This window comes from Sporosarcina sp. P26b (assembly GCF_002743245.1).
Taxonomy (GTDB): Bacteria; Bacillota; Bacilli; order Bacillales_A; family Planococcaceae; genus Sporosarcina; species Sporosarcina ureae_C.
This window is the reverse complement of the sequence record NZ_PDYW01000036.1, coordinates 1-16,650: the sequence shown is the minus strand read 5'-3', so window position 1 is coordinate 16,650 and position 16,650 is coordinate 1. Positions and strand designations below refer to the sequence as shown.

Sequence of the window (16,650 nt, the reverse complement as noted above, 5' to 3'; positions counted from 1 at the left end):
CGACTGAATTCTGCCAACTGAACTATGGTGTTTCATTCCCAATGATGGCAAAAGTGAACGTAAACGGCGATGAAGCAGACCCGTTATTCGATTACCTGACAACAGAGAAAAGCGGACTGCTCTCGAAGAAAATCAAGTGGAATTTCACAAAGTTCCTAGTAGATCGTAACGGACACGTCGTGAAGCGATACGCACCCCAAACCGATCCTGCAAAGCTGGCGGACGATGTGGAAAAGCTATTATGAAAAAAGACTTTTCTACACTAGATAAACAGCTCTGTTTTGCGGTTTATGAAACGGCTGGAGAGTTCACCAAGTTATACGCCAGTGTCTTAAAATCATTCGGACTTACGTATCCTCAATACCTAGTGCTGCTCGCGTTATGGGAACATGACGAAATCACGATGAAAGAGCTCGGCGAACAAGTAGGCCTAGGCACAGGGACGCTCACACCGATGATTTCCCGTATGCAGGAAAAAGGTTGGCTACGCAAAGAACGTTCAGTAGAAGACGAACGTAAAGTTTATGTCAAGTTAGAGAAAAAAGCATACGACGAGAAAAACTCTATTATTGAACGAGTTAATGAGGAAATTCAATTGTGTAATATTGGGTTAAGTGAGTATGAAGAGCTTATGGTTCGATTAAATGAGTTGCAGGGGAAGTTGAAGGAGCGTACGAGGTTGTAATGAAGGGTACTGGGTCCGCACATGATTCTAGATTTATTTAGAATTGCTTCAGTTCAGTGTGGGGATCTGGTGCTTTTTTCATTATGAATAAAATGTACAAAAAAAAACGATAGAGTGACTGATTTTCACAGTTGTTCTATCGTTTGTTCTTGTTGATATCATATTCGAACATAAGTTTAAGGTACCTTGTTTTAGAACCAGTCTTGACCTCGAGCAAGTCACTTGTTTTTCTTCACTTAGAAGTATTAAATTGTTTATTTACATTGACATGTTATTTTTTATGGAGCTGGTATTTTCCTGGTCAATTAAACGTTCAAAGTTATCCAAGATCTGAAATAGATATTTTTTGCTTTGCTGACAAGTTTCTTTATTGGCTATTTCCTGAGATGTTTGTGTATAGCGACCTTTTTCGAAGGAGTCACCAAACTTATCTAGTATACGCTGTAGATATTCATTATCAATTTCGGGGTGAAATTGAACTCCGAGAATAGAACGTCCTATTGTAAATGCTTGATTATCGAATGCTTCATTGTCTGCTTGAAGTACAGCGTCTTCAGGCAGATCAAATGTATCTTGATGAAACTGAAAAAATGGAATTTCGTTCGGCAAGCCTTCTAGTAAAACATGAGACTCGCTGTTTTCAACAAAAGAAATCTTCCACCAACCTATTTCTTTATACTTGGCTTTTCTTACAGATTTTCCATACACACTAGCAAGTAGTTGGGCCCCTAAACATATTCCAAAGATCGGTTTTCCACTGTCCGCTACACTGCGAATCCATTTCTTCTCTCTTATTAACCAGGGATACTCTTGTTCTTCATACGCGCCCGCTTGACCGCCTAATATAATTAGCATTTCAAAGTTTTCGATTGGGGGATACTCTTGCCCACAGTCTACACGAATAATTTGCATTTCATGACATCGGCTGATCACCCATTCCTTTACAAAACCAGGTGCAACTAAACCTTCGTGCTGTAAGATACAAACTTTCATATTCTAACTGCACCTTTCTATAAGTATACTTACAAGTTAACCCCAACCAGTGTATTCTTCTAATTTGGCATAATCAAAATCGCCTTGCGCTACATCTTCACAAGCAGCTTCCAAAAGATTCAGAGCTTCTTGTACTTCATTCTCAGTAATTATAAGCGGAGGTGTGATCTCTAGTACATTCCCATGAATTCCTACTGTATATACAAGCAAGCCTAATTCGTAAGACCGGTAGCATATAGCTGCAGTCACTAACGGATCGGGTTGGTTGCTTTCAGATTCAACAATCTCAATCCCTATTGCCAGCCCTTTACCTCTTACATCTCCAATAAAATTGTATTTCTTTTTAATTTCCTTAAGACCTGTCAAAAACTGATTTCCGCGTTCTGTTGCATTACTCATTAAATTTTCTTCTTTAATAATACTTAAATTTTCTATGGCAGCAGCAGTGGAAATAGGATTCCCACTGGCAGTGAACATATGGCCAGCCGGAACAGCATCCATGATTTCCTTTCGCCCGATAACTGCACTTATAGGTACACCAGCACCAAGAGATTTACCGACCACGATTGCATCCGGAATAATATTATCGTGTTCAAACGCAAACCATTTTCCAGTCCGTCCTAAACCCACCTTCACTTCATCCAGGATCAGATAGATTCCATGCTGATCGCATATCTCACTTAGAGCCTGTAAAAAACCTTCAGGTGGCAGTACCATTCCGCCATCACTTTGTATCGCTTCGATAATTACCCCTGCAGTATCTCCAGGAGGACATACTGTAGCAAATACCTCTTTTACAAAGTGAATGGCTTGTTCTTTGATATTTTCTTTAATTCCACTGAATGGCCGGAATTCATTTGGGTACGGAATTTTAACGACATTTCCTCTTCCTTCAAACATCGATTGAGCGGCATGGCCAGAAAGGGAGGAAGCACCCATTGTTTGTCCGTGATATGAGCCGAAGAAAGATATCATTTTTGAACGTCCGGCAGCCACTGGTATAAACTTGCTAATAAATTCGTTCGCATCCGATCCTGAATGTCCAAACCATACTTTCTTCTCAAATGTCCCCGGTGAAATACTGATTAATTCATCTGCCAGTGTAGTCATTGTTTCACTTGGTGCACTAAGTTGGGTAGTGAATGAAAGCTTTTTATATTGATCATATATTACCTTTGCAACTTCTTCTCGGCTATAACCGATGTTTGCCACTGCCCAACCTGCTGTTAAATCTAGATAAGAAGTACCCTCCGTATCAATAATTCTCGTTCCAGATGCACTCTCTACAGAGATTGGATGGAAACGAAGACTGAGCGCTTTTGAAATCAACTTTTTTTCTCTCTCAATAATGGTGTCTGTTTTCGTCAAACATATCTCCACCTTCTAAAAAATATATTAACTCTTACGCCACCTTCTGAATCGTTGAGTTTAATTAATAAACAGAAGAAAACAACTGTCTTTCCCATTCATTTACTTGATAAAAATGAGATTTCCATTCAGATTTTTTAACTTTAATAAACTCTTCCCAAATATCTCTTCCAATACTTTCTGCGAGTATCGTATCTTTTTCAAGATAATAAAGAGCTTCCTTTAAATCTCTCGGTGCATCTTCTACGCCTAATGTGATTAATTCTTCAGCTGATAATGAAGCAATATCTTTTTCAAGTGGAAGACCAGGATCCATCTTCTGCCGAATACCATGCAACCCTGCAGCAATCAAAGCAGATGACAACATATACGGGTTACACGTTCCGTCTGCACCTCTGTATTCAAATCTCCTTTCTCGTCGGGGTTCAAGAACACGGACGAGTGCAGAACGGTTGCCTACTCCATAGCAAACATGTGCAGGAGCAAAAGTTCCAGGCAATAAGCGCTTATAAGAATTCATAGTAGGCGCAGCTATTGCAGAAAGCGCTTTCGCGTGGTGCAAAATGCCGCCTATGAAGTAATAGGCAGTATCAGACAGCTCTAATCCTCTGCTATCATTAGTTTCTTTAAAAACATTCCGCTCTCCGTCAAATATACTGATATGGACATGCAGCCCACTGCCTGCATATTCTTCAAAAGGTTTCGGTGCCAAAGTCCCAACCATCCCCATATCTCTGGCTAAATGTTTGAATAGCTGACGGAAAGTTACTTGGTTATCTGTCGCTTTAAGACTTTCATCGTATTTTGTATTAATTTCCAGTTGTCCAGGACCGTATTCACTTGATATCTGTTCTGTTTCAATTCCCAACTTATACATAATTTCAACAAACTTTTGAACAAATTCTTCTTGAATATCCAATCCATCCGTTGAAAAACATAAGCTGTTATCAGCGGGTACAAGTTTCCCGTCATGCTCTTTTAACAAGTAGGCTTCTTGTTCGTAGACCATATTAATCTCGCCGCCGGTTTCTTCTTTAGCTTCCTTCAACAGCCTTTTTAATGCACTTCTGGGACAGCCGTGCCAAGGGTTTCCATCTTCATCTACTAAATCAGCATACATACGCGCCGTTTGATTTCTGTGCGGTAGAATTACAAAAGTGTCTGGATCAGGCATAGCAAAGAAATCACCATCGTCCGCTCCATATCTGGCATTTTCAATCATCCTATCAAACATATTGAAATTCATAATAGCTGTACTGAAATTAACCCCTGTTTCCATTGCGCTTCTCACTTGACTCTTATGAATAGTGCGGGCACGAATTGTTCCTGCGTAATCTAAAAATTCCACACGTACATATTGGATATTCTCGCGCTCTATTCTCTCTAATACTTCTTCTTGCTTCGAGTTCATATTCGTTAGTTTAATTGATGTCATTTCACTCTCTCCTTTTCAGCAACTCTTCGGCAATACTTGTATATAGTTCAACACCGTAAATCAAGACCGTATCGTCGAAGTGAAACTTGGGATGATGCAGATCGAATATTTCTTCATTGTCTTTTTTAATACCTAACCGGAAGTACAGCGACGGTACTTTTTCCGAAAAGTATCCGAAGTCATCGGCACCCATCGAAGGTTCATCAAGCTCATAGACTTGAGTATCACCAAGCAAATCAGTCGCAGTTGTCTTAAATAACTCTGTCATACTGAGTGAGTTATTTATTGCTGGGGCACCAATAATATATTCTATCTTTATAGTGGCATTCCATAATCCTTCTGCGGCTTCACAAATATCTTCAATCTTTTTCCTGATCAATTGTCTCGTTGTCGCAGAGAATGATCTTGCTGTACCTTCTATTTCAACTGTATCTGCTATTACATTATTAGCTTCTCCGCCTTGAATTTTACCAATATGAACTAAAGCCGGCTGAGTAGGACTTGTGTGTTTCAACGGAATTTCTTGCAAGTCTTGAACTAACTTTGTTGCTATATTAATAGCATCAATACCTAGATGGGGTCTTGCACAATGACCACCCTTACCTTTAATAACAATTTTAAAATCGTCACAAGATGCCGTCATGCTTCCGCTCTTCACACCAACAGTTCCTAACGGCAGATATGGCCATAAGTGCATACCGACTACACATTCTACTGAGGGATTTTCAAGTACTCCTCTATCAATGAGCTCCTGTGCCGCTCCATCCAATTCTTCACCGGGCTGGAAAATACAGCGTACAGTTCCTTGAAGCTCATCTTTCTTTTCATGCAGCAGTTTAGCTGCACCTAATAGCATAGCCGTATGCCCGTCATGACCGCATGCATGCATTACTCCATCATTACGTGAACGGTAAGAAACTTCTGCCTCTTCTTGAATAGGCAGTGCATCAATATCAGCACGCAAGCCTATGGTTTTGCCTGAAGCGTTCCCAATGATGTCGACAAACACTCCTGTTTCCCCGATCTTTTTATAGTTAATCCCCCAGCCAGTGAGAATCTTCGTGATAGTTTCCGCTGTTTGATACTCTTTAAAAGACAGCTCGGGATTTTGATGGAGTTCTCTTCGAATGGATATTACTTCATCTTTTAATTGATTCAAATAGTCTTTGTTATTCATAGTCCAAATCACCTTTTATTGGTTCCGCGCTATTTTTGCGAAAGGCATTTTTATTGAAGATTTTAAATAGAACAAACAGCACAGTTAGCCAAGCAGCACCTCTTAGTAACGTCCCCAGATCATTGACGAATGATCCATAAAGAACAACTACTATACCGATAAACCCTAATACAGGAAACATCGGAAACAAGGGTTGTCTCCATGATAACTTTGCTACTTCTTCTTTGTAGCGTACTCTGTAAATCACACTGGCAACCAATGTAATCCCCCATGAAAACAACCAAGCAATCACAAGCTGATTTGATAACTCTATATATATCAAATCCGGATTAAATTGACCGATAACAATCAATAAAACAGTTGCAGCCCAAATTACTATAATTGCATTAATGGGCGTGTAAGTTTTAGGGTGTATTTTACCCATGAATTTAGGCAGCATGCCCTCCCTTGCCTGAGAATAAAAAATACGTGAAGTCGCATAAATAGTTCCCATGAGAATAGTAGTTGCTGCGGCTACCCATGCAGCAGTATTCATAATAAATGCACCTGCAACACCAAAAACTTGACCTGCTGCCACTGTAAATGGTGAACTGTCAATCGTCACATTTTGCCAAGGGATGATACCTTGAAGTACGAAATGGGCAAAAGAATAAATAAATAAAAATGTCAGACTTGACCAGATCAGTCCGCGCGGAAGGTCTCGTTCAGGATTAATAGCTTCAGCTCCTGCTGTAACAAGCGTAAGCGCGCCTAAATATGCATACGTACCTAAAGGTATGGCACTTAAAAATCCTGACGCTCCATGTGGCATCAGAGGAGTGAAGTTACTAAGATTTACATCTTTAAGACCAATAACCGCAAATACGATCATTATAGCTACAAGGCCCAACACGAGCCAAAGCTGTATCCTGGCTGCAAGCATAGTACCCGCTATATTCATTAAAGCAAATAAGGTGATAAACACCAGTGCAAACACCATCGGCCACCATTCAGCAGTTAAACTCGGGAAATACCACATTGTTATTTTTCCAAGTGCTAGTCCTACACTGCCGCCAGCTATAATCCAGCCGATCGCAAATGTCATTCCCGCAATGAACCCCCAAGACTTCCCCAAAATCCGTTCAACCCAGTATGACATTGCTCCTGCATTTGGCATGGCAACCGCCATTTCCACTAATGCCATTATTAGAAATAACTGTGACAGACCTGCTACTCCGTACGAAATAATTGAACTTGGTCCCGCCACAGCAATTCCTTCACCCATCAAAAGAAAAATCCCGTCGCCAACTACTGCTCCGACTCCCAAAGCCCAAATGTGCCAGAATTTTAAAGTTCTTTTCGGCTGAAGATCCAACTGTAAATGATCACTCATAAAATTTCCCCTTCCCTATTCTTTTTTATAGTGTGATATTGTAAATCTTTTCAAAATTCCTATAGAGAACCATTTCCCCGATATATTGAGCCCTTTCCACATCCATGTAATCTTTTTCAACCCACGAATTCAGCACTCGCTCAAAGTTTTCAATAAAAATCTTAACACCCATCCAGTTCATTTCAGGAACTGTAAAAGCATCTGATCCATACATGACCTTATCAAACGGTGCCAATTCAAATACTTGAGACATAATCCGTTCGACTCCATGTGCCGTAAATGGATTTTGTAAAGAAATATCCATATATACATTAGGAAGGATACTGACTATAAAGGCAGCCTCCTCCATCCATGGGTAGCCTCCGTGGACAAGATGAACTTTTGTATTTTCGTATTTTTTTTGACGAAAAATATCTAACAAGTAACTTGGGCTTGCTTTTGGAAGTACAACTTCTCCATCGCCGATGCCCGTATGAATATGCATAAATTTGTCTGCTTCAGTGCAACATTCCATCGCAATATGGAAACAGTAGTCACGAAGCCTTTTTACGGGAGCTCTTGTATCATTTTTAAATGTTTCATATTCTCCTGACGCTGCTGACTCATCAATTTCTTCAACATCCAAGCCGCTTCGGTAAGCAATAATTGTTTTTAATCCTACTATATGTTCTTTTCTCAAATCCTCTTGTAAGCGCTTTCTATAAAGGCTAATGAAATCTTCAAATGATTGATGATTCTCAGAAAGCTCCACCATAAGAGGCTCTATTCTACTTATTTCCCAAACCTTGATATCACATAATACTTCGAACTTCTCTCTGTCTATCGGAGGTTGCGGATAGCCAAAATCCATGATAGCTCCCTGCAAATTTACATCCTTGAAAAGTTTTTGAGTATAGGCAGAAAAATCTTTTGATTGCTCATTTCTTGCATGGACAATTGCTTCAATTTCCTCATCGCAATTGAGATAACGCGACATTCCTCTTAGCAGCCTTTGGATCCACATATTCGATCCTGGATACGGCTGATGCTGTTCTACTTCACTCAAGTCTGAAAACATCTCCGGAATTACTGATAAGGAAAGGTTCCGTAAAAATCCGACTGGTGATTGGGATTCTCGATTTTCTTTAAACGGATGTGCATGCACGTCCACTACTTTTACTCCAGTTAGGTTTACTTTCTTCATTCCATATCTCCTCTCAATTCTGCATTCCAAAAAAGAAAAATTACTTTCGGAAAAAAATTTCCGCTACTGTTTTTTCTATTCTGAAAATTGTGATATGATTGATTATATTTTCTAAACTTTTAAACTTCAAGGAAAGAAAAATATTTTTACAAAAGGAGAAAAAAATGAATGAATTCAACTTGAAAGACGCAACCCAATTATTAGCACCTTATCTCTTCGAAGGGATTATAATTATCGATAAACATGGTTTTATTAAAACACTTAATCAATCAGCAGTAGATTATTTCCCTGGAGCCACTAAAAGCCAACTAGTTAGTAAATCCATACATAATTATCTTCCTTCTACAAAAATCTCTCAATTCTTCATGAATAGAATAGACATGAAGAATATAGATATGTCCATTGGACAAAACCATGCTTTAGTCAATATACATGCGATTGATAATTCAGAAGCACTTATAATTTTGCGGCAAGTTACAACCATTAACCGTCAGAATACAGAAATACAAAAGTACCAGCAGTATTTACGTCAGTTTGAAATAATCTTAGATCATATAGAAGAGGGAATCTGTTTTATAGACAATAGCCAAAAAGTTGTTCTTTATAATAAAAAGCAAGGCGAACTGGATTCAAGAGAGACAAAAGACGTTCAGGGGAGATATGCTGCCGAGGTATTTTCGGATAAAGTCAATCAGGCTTCTTCAATTTATACACTTACCAACAACAAGGAAATCGCATCTAGCAACATATTCTTTTCAAATAGTGGAAAGAGATATAGCATCTATCAGAGAAATATACCACTTCTTATCGGCAAACAAAAAATCGGAAATATTCTCATTACAAAAGACTTTTCAAAAACCGAAGATTTTATTGAAACTCTTTATGTCCGGCAAACAGAAGTAGCACAAGATGATATCAATAAAGAAAAGCAGCATTCAAGTTTCTTTTCAGACACTAAAGCGCTATCTTCAATACTAAAGGAGTTAAAACAACTGGAAAACCCTTCTGCTAACCTTATATTTTATGGTGATCGAGGTACAGGAAAAAATGCTTTAGCTCGCTTCTATGCTGAGAACATTCTGAGTAAGCCTGTATATATGATCAACTGCGGCCTTCTTTCTTCTCAATCACTGTCCAATATGCTATTTGGTTCAAACAGTAAAGCAGGTTACTTAGAACTTGCACATAAAGGTGCATTGATAATAGATAAGTTGACGTTAATGCCGCTATTTATCCAGGAAAGACTTTTTAATGCGCTTAAAACCAACACGATTATACGCAATGGGTGTGATGAGGAAATCGAGATAGACACACAAATTATTTCTCTATTGAATGAAAAGCCTTGGGAGGCCATTCAGGAACAGCGATTGAACGAAAACCTCTTCTACGAACTCAGCTCATTCTCTTTTTACATTCCTTCCTTACAGGAGCAGCAGATATCAATCATGCAGTACGCAGAGTATTTTCTTGAGCTATTTGGAAGTAATAACAGTAATACAAAGCACTCATTTGCATTGGAAACTGTAACCTTCTTGAAAAATTATCACTTTCCCGGTAATTTGAGACAACTAAAACATATGATTGAGTGGATGATTAATCGCTCTCCTACTGAATCTGAATTTAAAATAAATCATTTACCAGAATACTTACAAACGGTAGATGCGCAAATAGAAAGTACAACAACAGCAACTTACAATCCTAAAATTGATTTGGTAGAAACAGTCGAACAATATGAAAGGCAAATTATCGAGAATACATTGAACCGCTGCAATTATCACTTAACCAATACGGCAAATCAACTTGGAATTTCCAGACAGAATTTAAACTATAAAATCAAAAAGCATCAAATCGAGTTTGAGAAATAGATTATGTATCCATTGAATCAGAGTACTATAAATATAAAAAAACGGAGATGAACACCAAAGTTCTGTCTCCGTTTTTTTCAATTTGTGTTACGGCATAAGCATAGTCTACACCGTCATCTGTATAAAATATTAGGTGCCAGGTCCTCACACAACTAAATTCTTTGCTTGCTTTCATTTTTTCAGTCCATTCCATTAACACTTATTTTTATTAAAAATATCTGCGCATGAAACCTTCAATATTGTTTAAACATCCACGTTGGTTTATCGCACAGACCTTGCAGGAGAAGTTCTAGATAGTTACTAGATAGTTTAATGTTCACAGTTGTGAACATTAAACTATAAGTAGGGTATTTAGGATATGATTATTTCAGGAGGTGATTATATTGAGTATCAACAAGTATACAAAAGAATTGAACTCTCAAATTTTTAGGGGGGGGCTAGAATTATTGACTTTGTAGAAAATTTAGCACTTGAAAGCTTTGCAAAAACTAATGTATTGAATCTTGCAGTAGATTTTCCACCAGAAGATTTTGAAAAATATCTTCTAAGACCACTTGCGACTCAGAGAGCCTATGCTAATGTCATCACTTTTTTTAATAATCTATTTAATATAGACTCGACAGATAATAAAGTTTTTCGCAAAACAAGACATCGGGGGGTAAAATAATAAAGGTTATAGAATTTTTGGATTCAAACATAAAAGAAGCTGAAGCCACAATTTCAGTATTAGAGAGCATTGAAAATAGTTCTGAGTTAATCTCTTCCTTGATTAATTATTTTGATGAACAAGCTGAATGTTACAGCCATTTAGGTTTTATGATTTGCATTAACTTAATGAATAAGAAAGGCGACGACCTTTTTAATTACTCAGAATCTATGTTAGATAGTAGTATAAATAGAGTTTTAAAAAGTTTTAAAGACTATAATAATGGAGTGGAGGAAAACATATGAATTACTGGACAACCATAGGAATGTTACTAGGGGCTGTTTCACCTGTATTTATAAAAATAGGAACTGAGATTGATAAAAACAAAAATAATTAACGACAGGCACCAATTCTTCACACAACTCTAGTTTAATTCAAAATTATTTCTGATTTGTGTAGGGACCTGGTATTTTCTTAATATACGAAGAAAAGTGGGGAGAAATCGTTAGTAATTGGCTTTGGGAAGATCAAAAGCTAGTAATAGGTACCTGATTATGAAAATTTCATGAATGTTTAAACATTCATGTTTGCATCTAACACAGTTATCTTATTTTAATTCTTGATAAGAAGACTACTCTTGATATATATTATTTTATTATCAGAATAGCGTCTTTATTGTGTGTTGCACAGGTACATTATATCTAGCGATTTGACATCTGGGATGAACATATACAAAAATACACACCATACAGCTAGTCGCAGTATGATGCGTATCTTTACATTCATCTATTTTCGTATAGCTCAATAAACTCTTCGCCTTTTTGAGATATTGTACTACCTGCTCTACCTTTTCGAACAATCAACAATCCTAGTCTGTTTAGAACATCCATACGTAGTCTGAGTTGTTGATCAGTTAATGCTTTTTCTTTTAGTACTAATATCTCTTTCAAAGTTTTTCTCCCAAATGACTTTTGTCTCTCTTTACCTTCTTTAAAGATTTTTAGTAATTCTATGCTTTCTTCTAAGAATCCATGTGTCTCAATCTCGCTGATTATATAGTTTATATCTATTACATGCGTAGTATTTTGTTTTTGGCCTTTAAAGAAGAGAGGTAACGATTTTGTATCTATTGTATTCGTATTTAGACAAACACAATAAGAAACTACATTGTATAATTCTCTAACATTTCCTGGCCAATCATATCTTGTAAATGCCTCTAATACATCCGGAGAAAAGACTAAAGACTCTTTTTGGAAATGTGTTTTGAAGTTATTTATTAATAAGCCTATATCCTCTTTCCTCTCACGTAAAGGAGGTATTTGTACACGATAGGAAGAGATGTGTGAATAAATTTCCATTCGAATCTGTTCTCTTTGAACAAGTTCTGGCAAGTTTACAACCGTGGAAGTAATAATTCGTAAGTTAGGTAACGGATTCAGAAATAACTCCGCCAATCTTCCTTGCAAGCTATACGGTAATTGGTCAATATTTTTAATAAACAGTGTACCGCCTTCCATTTGATTTATTTTTTCATCAAATAATTCACGCTTAATTGATTCAGGTTCTTTATCTGAACAATTATATACTGATATAGAAAAGGCCGAAAACATCGACTCATTATGAATCATTTCTGCCCACATTCTCTTGCCCGTTCCTATCTCGCCTTCTATATGCATATAATGATTAGTCTTGGCCATTTTCCTTGTCAAATCTCTTGCGTTATTCATAGATGATGAATGTGTATAGAACTTTTCAAAAGTTCGTCCATAGTTTTGACTATCTGTATTTTCATTTCGAATTTCAGGTGGTCGCTCAGATAAATATACAAGGGCTTTAATATATAATTGCATTAAGAGTGAGTCTTCAATTAATAATTCAAACTTCCTTTTAATTTTTAACAATGTATCAATTGAAATAACACGTGGTCCTATATCTATAAAAACCGGAAAACCTAGAGGGACTAGCTTCTGTTCTCCAGGAGTGACGACCAAATGTATGTTTTCAGGTATTCTTTTGTCGGTCAAAAACGGATAATAATTATGTTGGGGTACGATGTCTCTCAACGACTTTACTGTTTCCATAGTGTCCGTATCATTATCGTTAATAACCAATATATTTCTGTTTTCATCTAGTGCCAACATTTCCCTTAAATTCACTACATTAATCATGCGTTCTGCAATAATACACATACACGATGGAGGCACAAATGGGCGAACCAATTCTTGAATGGCCGCCCCTGATAATAAAACTGTATCTGTAGAATGAATGGATGCTGCATGTAACTCTTTTAGCGAAATAACTTGTATTTCAATTAACTCTTTGAATATGTAGATTAATTGCTTATGCATATAAGAGAGGTTTTCTTCTTGGATTCCTATTAACACTAATCTGCCCATCATACGTTTTTTTCACGTCCTACTATCTATTTCTCTACATCCAACCTTCTTACAATATAGCATGATTAACGTACTAATCCAATATGACCTTATAATTTATTGTATCTTTTCCAATGTATTTTCAGTCATTCTAACCGCCTTAAGTAATGAGTAATTTATCCGATTGATTGTTCGTTGCATTTCATTCTTTAACATAAAGTATTTGGGTGTATCTTTCTCACAACTAGTAAATTCATTGATTTTATTCAAGCTCGGTACAACTACTGGATTAACTGCTAAGTCGTGATCAAAAATGTCACCTTTGACGTAATTTAATGGAACGAGCGTCTGTGACAAGTTCTGAATTGCATCATTTATTAGCGCCAATTGATCTTTACGCAAATTCTTATTTTCTGCAAACTCATATAGTTTTCCTACTGCTACTACTAAATTTTCTGCCCGCTCTAACGTTAGTGTAAGTTTAACAGCACTGCCAGCCGTTTCTTCGTAGTGCTGTAGCGCTTCTTTTACTTCGTTAATCGCTTTTAGCTGGTTAATGGGAATGACTTGACTGGTAGCGAACTTGTATACTAAATCTACGTATATTTGACAATCACGTTTTAAATTTGCAGGGTCAATTTTATCTATTGTATCCTCGGTGCTATGCCACCACCAACCATAACCACCCGAATTTCCTCCCCCAAACATTTCACCAAACGCTTTTGCTGCTGGAGTAGTTCCTGGTGGCTGTTCGGATAAGCCCATAAGAAGTGATGGCATACCCGTTCCCCAGAATGACTGATCACCTGCACGACTATATCGGGTTCCGACAAATGTTTGTCCAGCTATCTTTTGTACAGATTCTTTGACAGCCTCTTTTGTTTCTTCCATACAATTTGCTTCAGTTAATACTGTAGCACCTTTAGCTCCTACAGAATCAATATTAATATGCACCATGCCGTTTTCATGTAAGTCTTCCCAATGATGATCTGCATACCAAGTAGATGCAGCATATCTACCATGAGAATGACCTGACCAAAAAGCGAAGCGAACTGAACGGACTAGTTCATCCTGATGCATGGACATAATTCTTGCCACTTCAACCATTGTTGCATTGGCAGTTCCGTTGTCCATTGCCCCATAATGCCAAGAATCAATGTGTCCACTAAATAGAACAAACTTATCCGTATCCGCTTTAGTTTCCGCTGTCAGTATGGGGATCTTTCTCCACCCAGTGTCTACAGTGGTCTTCAATGTAACTTCTCCGGCATCTTTAGAATTCGCTATAGCTTTAAGTTCTTCACCAACAGAAATCGTAACAGAAGCAACTGGAAGACTCGGAAGAAGAGATTCTGTTTCAGTCGTCGGACTACCCCATACAGATGAAACGATCATTTCATGTGTATACTCTGCATTGATGAAGATTGCTCCTGCTGCACCATTTTTTTGTGCCCATTCAACGGACGGCCCCGTCGCTAAACCTTCCAAAAGAACAATTTTCGATTGAATATCTACATCGGCATTTTCTTTTGTCTCGATATAAACCATTTCTCCACTACAACCTTCTTCACCCGTAGTGGCACCCATTGAGTGAGTAATACAGTTGAATTGTTTCCCTTGTGCATATATTTCAGCCTTGACCGGTAAGCTTATGAATGCGTCGCATAGCTCGAGAACAGGTTGTAAACCAAACTCTTTTAATTTCATTTCTACATACTGAAATGCGCGTAGTTCTTCTTCAGATCCTGATAGTCGAACTTCTTTTGTGATATTTTTCGTATATTCCATTAAAAAATCTTCATTTACTTCTTCAAGTATAGTGGATTGATTCATAACTCTTCACTTCTCTCTACTTTATTTTCCTAATTCTATTAGCATAAGCGCAAGAAGGGCGCTCCGCGCAGACATTTTTGAAATAAGCAAATGTTCGTTTGCAGCATGTGCTCCATTTCCTACAGGACCCATTCCGTCCAATGTAGGCGCAAACTGCGAGGCGTAACTTCCATCACTACCTCCACCACTTAGTTGTTCTATTAATTCGAAACCTAATTGATCTGCAGCAAGTTGCTTAGCGTTCTCGAATAGAATGCCGATTTCTTCCGTTCTTTCCATTACTGGCCGATTAATACCCCCAGTAACTTCTATACTAATACCTTCTTTACTTGGCGTCAGATTTTTAATTAAAGGAATAACGCGATCAAATTCGGAATCTTTCGTAACACGTAAATCGATTTCAGCCTCCGAATAAGCCGCTACGACATTCGAAGATGATCCACCTGATATTAAACCTACATTAACGGTCGTACCTTTTTCAAGATCCGTCAGGCTATGAAGATATAGGATAACCTTTGCAAGCTCTTCGATAGAACTAACACCTTTTTCAGGCTCAATCCCAGCATGTGCTGCCTTTCCATTTACTATAATATTAAAGATTCCTACACCTTTTCTAGCTGTTTTATACATTCCTTCCAAGTCGCCTGAAGATTCCAAAACAAATACATATTTACTTTTCTTCGCTTCTTCTTCGATTAAATGTCTTGAGGAGACGCTTCCGATCTCCTCGTCAGAAACTAGAAATAGTACTACTTTTTTATTTAGCTTATAATCTAATTCTTGTAGTGCATGAAGTGCAAAAATACCTTGCACAATGCCGCCCTTCATATCAAAAGTACCTGGACCATAAGCTTTATCTCCATCGACTTTGAATGGCATCTTTTCAAGTGTTCCTTCTGGCCAAACCGTATCCATATGACCTAGTAACAAGATTTGTTCTTCGCCTTCGCCTACTTCTATTCTTACTTGATTTCCATATTTCTTATTATCAATAGAAGTAACTTTTGCCTTGATAAAGCTATTTATTATTTCCTCAGTTTTTTCACCAAAATGATCTACAAGTTGTTTATTATCCGATGGTGTTTCCATTTCAACCATTGTTTTTAACATATCTAGCATCTCATCACTTTTACTATGCAAATATTTCACAACATCTTCCATATATAACACACCTCCATTTATATTCTATTTTTTATTTTATATCATCAAAAAACGGTCGAAGTGAATCCTCAGGAACTGGCTTAGTAAAGAAACTGATCACGATCATAAGAATTGTAGAAACTAATACGCCAGGTATAACTTCATTCAACCCAAATGGTTTATCGAGTATAAACCACATCACGACTGTGATCACTCCCCCAGCCATGGACCATAATGCAGCTGTACCTGTTGCTCTTTTCCAGTTCAGACCTATAACGACTGTTGCAAAGAAGAAACTGGCCACCATAGATGCCTGAACCAACACAATAAACTGCACCATATCAAATGGCTTTAATGCGAAGCCGAGTGGGATTAATGATAGGACGACAATCGCTATTTTGTGTATAAACATTTTCTGCTTGTCTGTAGCCTGTCTATTGATAGTGGAGCTAGTATAGATGTATGGACACAAGTTAGTTAAGTCTCTATCCTAATAAATAGAGAGGACGTGTCCGGAATGAAACAAAAACGTTATAACCAGGAATTCAAACAAACAATCGTCGAACTCTACAGATCTG

At 37.6% G+C, this 16,650-nt stretch carries 13 protein-coding genes and 1 pseudogene; 4 read left to right on the top strand and 10 right to left on the bottom strand.

Annotation, left to right across the window (positions count from 1 at the left end):
* Both CSV69_RS15625 and CSV69_RS15620 read left to right on the top strand, forming a co-directional pair.
* Positions 1-245 (top strand): annotated as a pseudogene (locus CSV69_RS15625) (glutathione peroxidase); the annotation flags it as partial.
* Positions 242-685 carry a MarR family winged helix-turn-helix transcriptional regulator gene (locus CSV69_RS15620; protein ID WP_085426913.1) on the top strand — a complete coding sequence of 148 codons (444 nt, stop codon included), beginning with the start codon at positions 242-244 and terminating at the stop codon, positions 683-685. The pseudogene CSV69_RS15625 and the gene CSV69_RS15620, both read left to right, overlap by 4 nt.
* 258 nt (positions 686-943) lie before the next feature.
* On the opposite strand, the gene CSV69_RS15615 is transcribed toward CSV69_RS15620, so the two are convergent.
* The 6 genes from CSV69_RS15615 to CSV69_RS15590 all read right to left on the bottom strand — a co-directional run bounded on the left by CSV69_RS15615 (position 944) and on the right by CSV69_RS15590 (position 8,213).
* Positions 944-1,678 carry a type 1 glutamine amidotransferase gene (locus CSV69_RS15615; RefSeq protein WP_085426914.1) on the bottom strand — a complete coding sequence of 245 codons (735 nt, stop codon included), beginning with the start codon at positions 1,676-1,678 and terminating at the stop codon, positions 944-946.
* 36 nt (positions 1,679-1,714) lie between these two features.
* Positions 1,715-3,046 carry an aspartate aminotransferase family protein gene (locus tag CSV69_RS15610; RefSeq protein ID WP_099693915.1) on the bottom strand — a complete coding sequence of 444 codons (1,332 nt, stop codon included), beginning with the start codon at positions 3,044-3,046 and terminating at the stop codon, positions 1,715-1,717.
* 64 nt (positions 3,047-3,110) lie between these two features.
* Positions 3,111-4,481 (bottom strand): glutamine synthetase family protein, encoded by a 1,371-nt coding sequence (locus CSV69_RS15605; protein WP_232319594.1) that lies wholly within the window; start codon positions 4,479-4,481, stop codon positions 3,111-3,113.
* 1 nt (position 4,482) lies between these two features.
* Entirely contained in the window at positions 4,483-5,658 is a 1,176-nt protein-coding gene (locus tag CSV69_RS15600; RefSeq protein WP_099693914.1) for a M20 metallopeptidase family protein, read from the bottom strand.
* Positions 5,651-7,030, bottom strand: coding sequence for an APC family permease (locus CSV69_RS15595; protein WP_085426917.1), 1,380 nt, complete (start codon positions 7,028-7,030; stop codon positions 5,651-5,653). The genes CSV69_RS15600 and CSV69_RS15595 overlap by 8 nt, the downstream gene beginning before the upstream one ends.
* A 25-nt stretch (positions 7,031-7,055) precedes the next feature.
* Complete coding sequence (locus CSV69_RS15590) at positions 7,056-8,213, bottom strand: amidohydrolase family protein (protein ID WP_085426918.1); 1,158 nt, start codon at positions 8,211-8,213, stop codon at positions 7,056-7,058.
* Between the two features lie 164 nt (positions 8,214-8,377).
* Here CSV69_RS15590 and CSV69_RS15585 point away from each other — a divergent pair, with 164 nt between their 5' ends.
* Both CSV69_RS15585 and CSV69_RS15580 read left to right on the top strand, forming a co-directional pair.
* Positions 8,378-10,078, top strand: coding sequence for a sigma 54-interacting transcriptional regulator (locus tag CSV69_RS15585; protein ID WP_099625829.1), 1,701 nt, complete (start codon positions 8,378-8,380; stop codon positions 10,076-10,078).
* A 684-nt stretch (positions 10,079-10,762) separates the two neighbouring features.
* Complete coding sequence (locus CSV69_RS15580) at positions 10,763-11,029, top strand: hypothetical protein (RefSeq protein WP_085426926.1); 267 nt, start codon at positions 10,763-10,765, stop codon at positions 11,027-11,029.
* 477 nt (positions 11,030-11,506) lie between these two features.
* Here the strand turns inward: CSV69_RS15580 and CSV69_RS15575 are convergent, their stop codons facing one another.
* The 4 genes from CSV69_RS15575 to CSV69_RS15560 form a co-directional block, all read right to left on the bottom strand.
* On the bottom strand, positions 11,507-13,123 hold the full coding sequence (locus CSV69_RS15575; RefSeq protein WP_085426927.1) for an AAA-type ATPase lid domain-containing protein: 1,617 nt from the start codon (positions 13,121-13,123) through the stop codon (positions 11,507-11,509).
* Between the two features lie 93 nt (positions 13,124-13,216).
* Positions 13,217-14,932: a M28 family metallopeptidase gene (locus CSV69_RS15570; protein ID WP_085426928.1), complete on the bottom strand. Its 1,716-nt coding sequence runs from the start codon at positions 14,930-14,932 to the stop codon at positions 13,217-13,219.
* A gap of 21 nt (positions 14,933-14,953) precedes the next feature.
* Positions 14,954-16,093, bottom strand: a complete 1,140-nt coding sequence (locus CSV69_RS15565) for a M20 family metallopeptidase (protein ID WP_085426929.1) — start codon at positions 16,091-16,093, stop codon at positions 14,954-14,956.
* A gap of 31 nt (positions 16,094-16,124) precedes the next feature.
* Positions 16,125-16,544: a sodium:solute symporter family transporter gene (locus CSV69_RS15560; RefSeq protein WP_099693913.1), complete on the bottom strand. Its 420-nt coding sequence runs from the start codon at positions 16,542-16,544 to the stop codon at positions 16,125-16,127.
* Between the last annotated feature and the right edge of the window lie 106 nt (positions 16,545-16,650).

Excerpts from the sequence above, each read along its gene's own strand:
- CSV69_RS15600 (WP_099693914.1), bottom strand. The coding sequence starts at position 5,658 with ATGAATAACAAAGACTATTTGAATCAATTAAAAGATGAAGTAATATCC.
- CSV69_RS15585 (WP_099625829.1), top strand. The coding sequence starts at position 8,378 with ATGAATGAATTCAACTTGAAAGACGCAACCCAATTATTAGCACCTTAT.
- CSV69_RS15615 (WP_085426914.1), bottom strand. The coding sequence starts at position 1,678 with ATGAAAGTTTGTATCTTACAGCACGAAGGTTTAGTTGCACCTGGTTTT.
- CSV69_RS15620 (WP_085426913.1), top strand. The coding sequence starts at position 242 with ATGAAAAAAGACTTTTCTACACTAGATAAACAGCTCTGTTTTGCGGTT.
- CSV69_RS15590 (WP_085426918.1), bottom strand. The coding sequence starts at position 8,213 with ATGAAGAAAGTAAACCTAACTGGAGTAAAAGTAGTGGACGTGCATGCA.
- CSV69_RS15605 (WP_232319594.1), bottom strand. The coding sequence starts at position 4,481 with ATGACATCAATTAAACTAACGAATATGAACTCGAAGCAAGAAGAAGTA.
- CSV69_RS15575 (WP_085426927.1), bottom strand. The coding sequence starts at position 13,123 with ATGATGGGCAGATTAGTGTTAATAGGAATCCAAGAAGAAAACCTCTCT.
- CSV69_RS15565 (WP_085426929.1), bottom strand. The coding sequence starts at position 16,093 with ATGGAAGATGTTGTGAAATATTTGCATAGTAAAAGTGATGAGATGCTA.
- CSV69_RS15595 (WP_085426917.1), bottom strand. The coding sequence starts at position 7,030 with ATGAGTGATCATTTACAGTTGGATCTTCAGCCGAAAAGAACTTTAAAA.
- CSV69_RS15570 (WP_085426928.1), bottom strand. The coding sequence starts at position 14,932 with ATGAATCAATCCACTATACTTGAAGAAGTAAATGAAGATTTTTTAATG.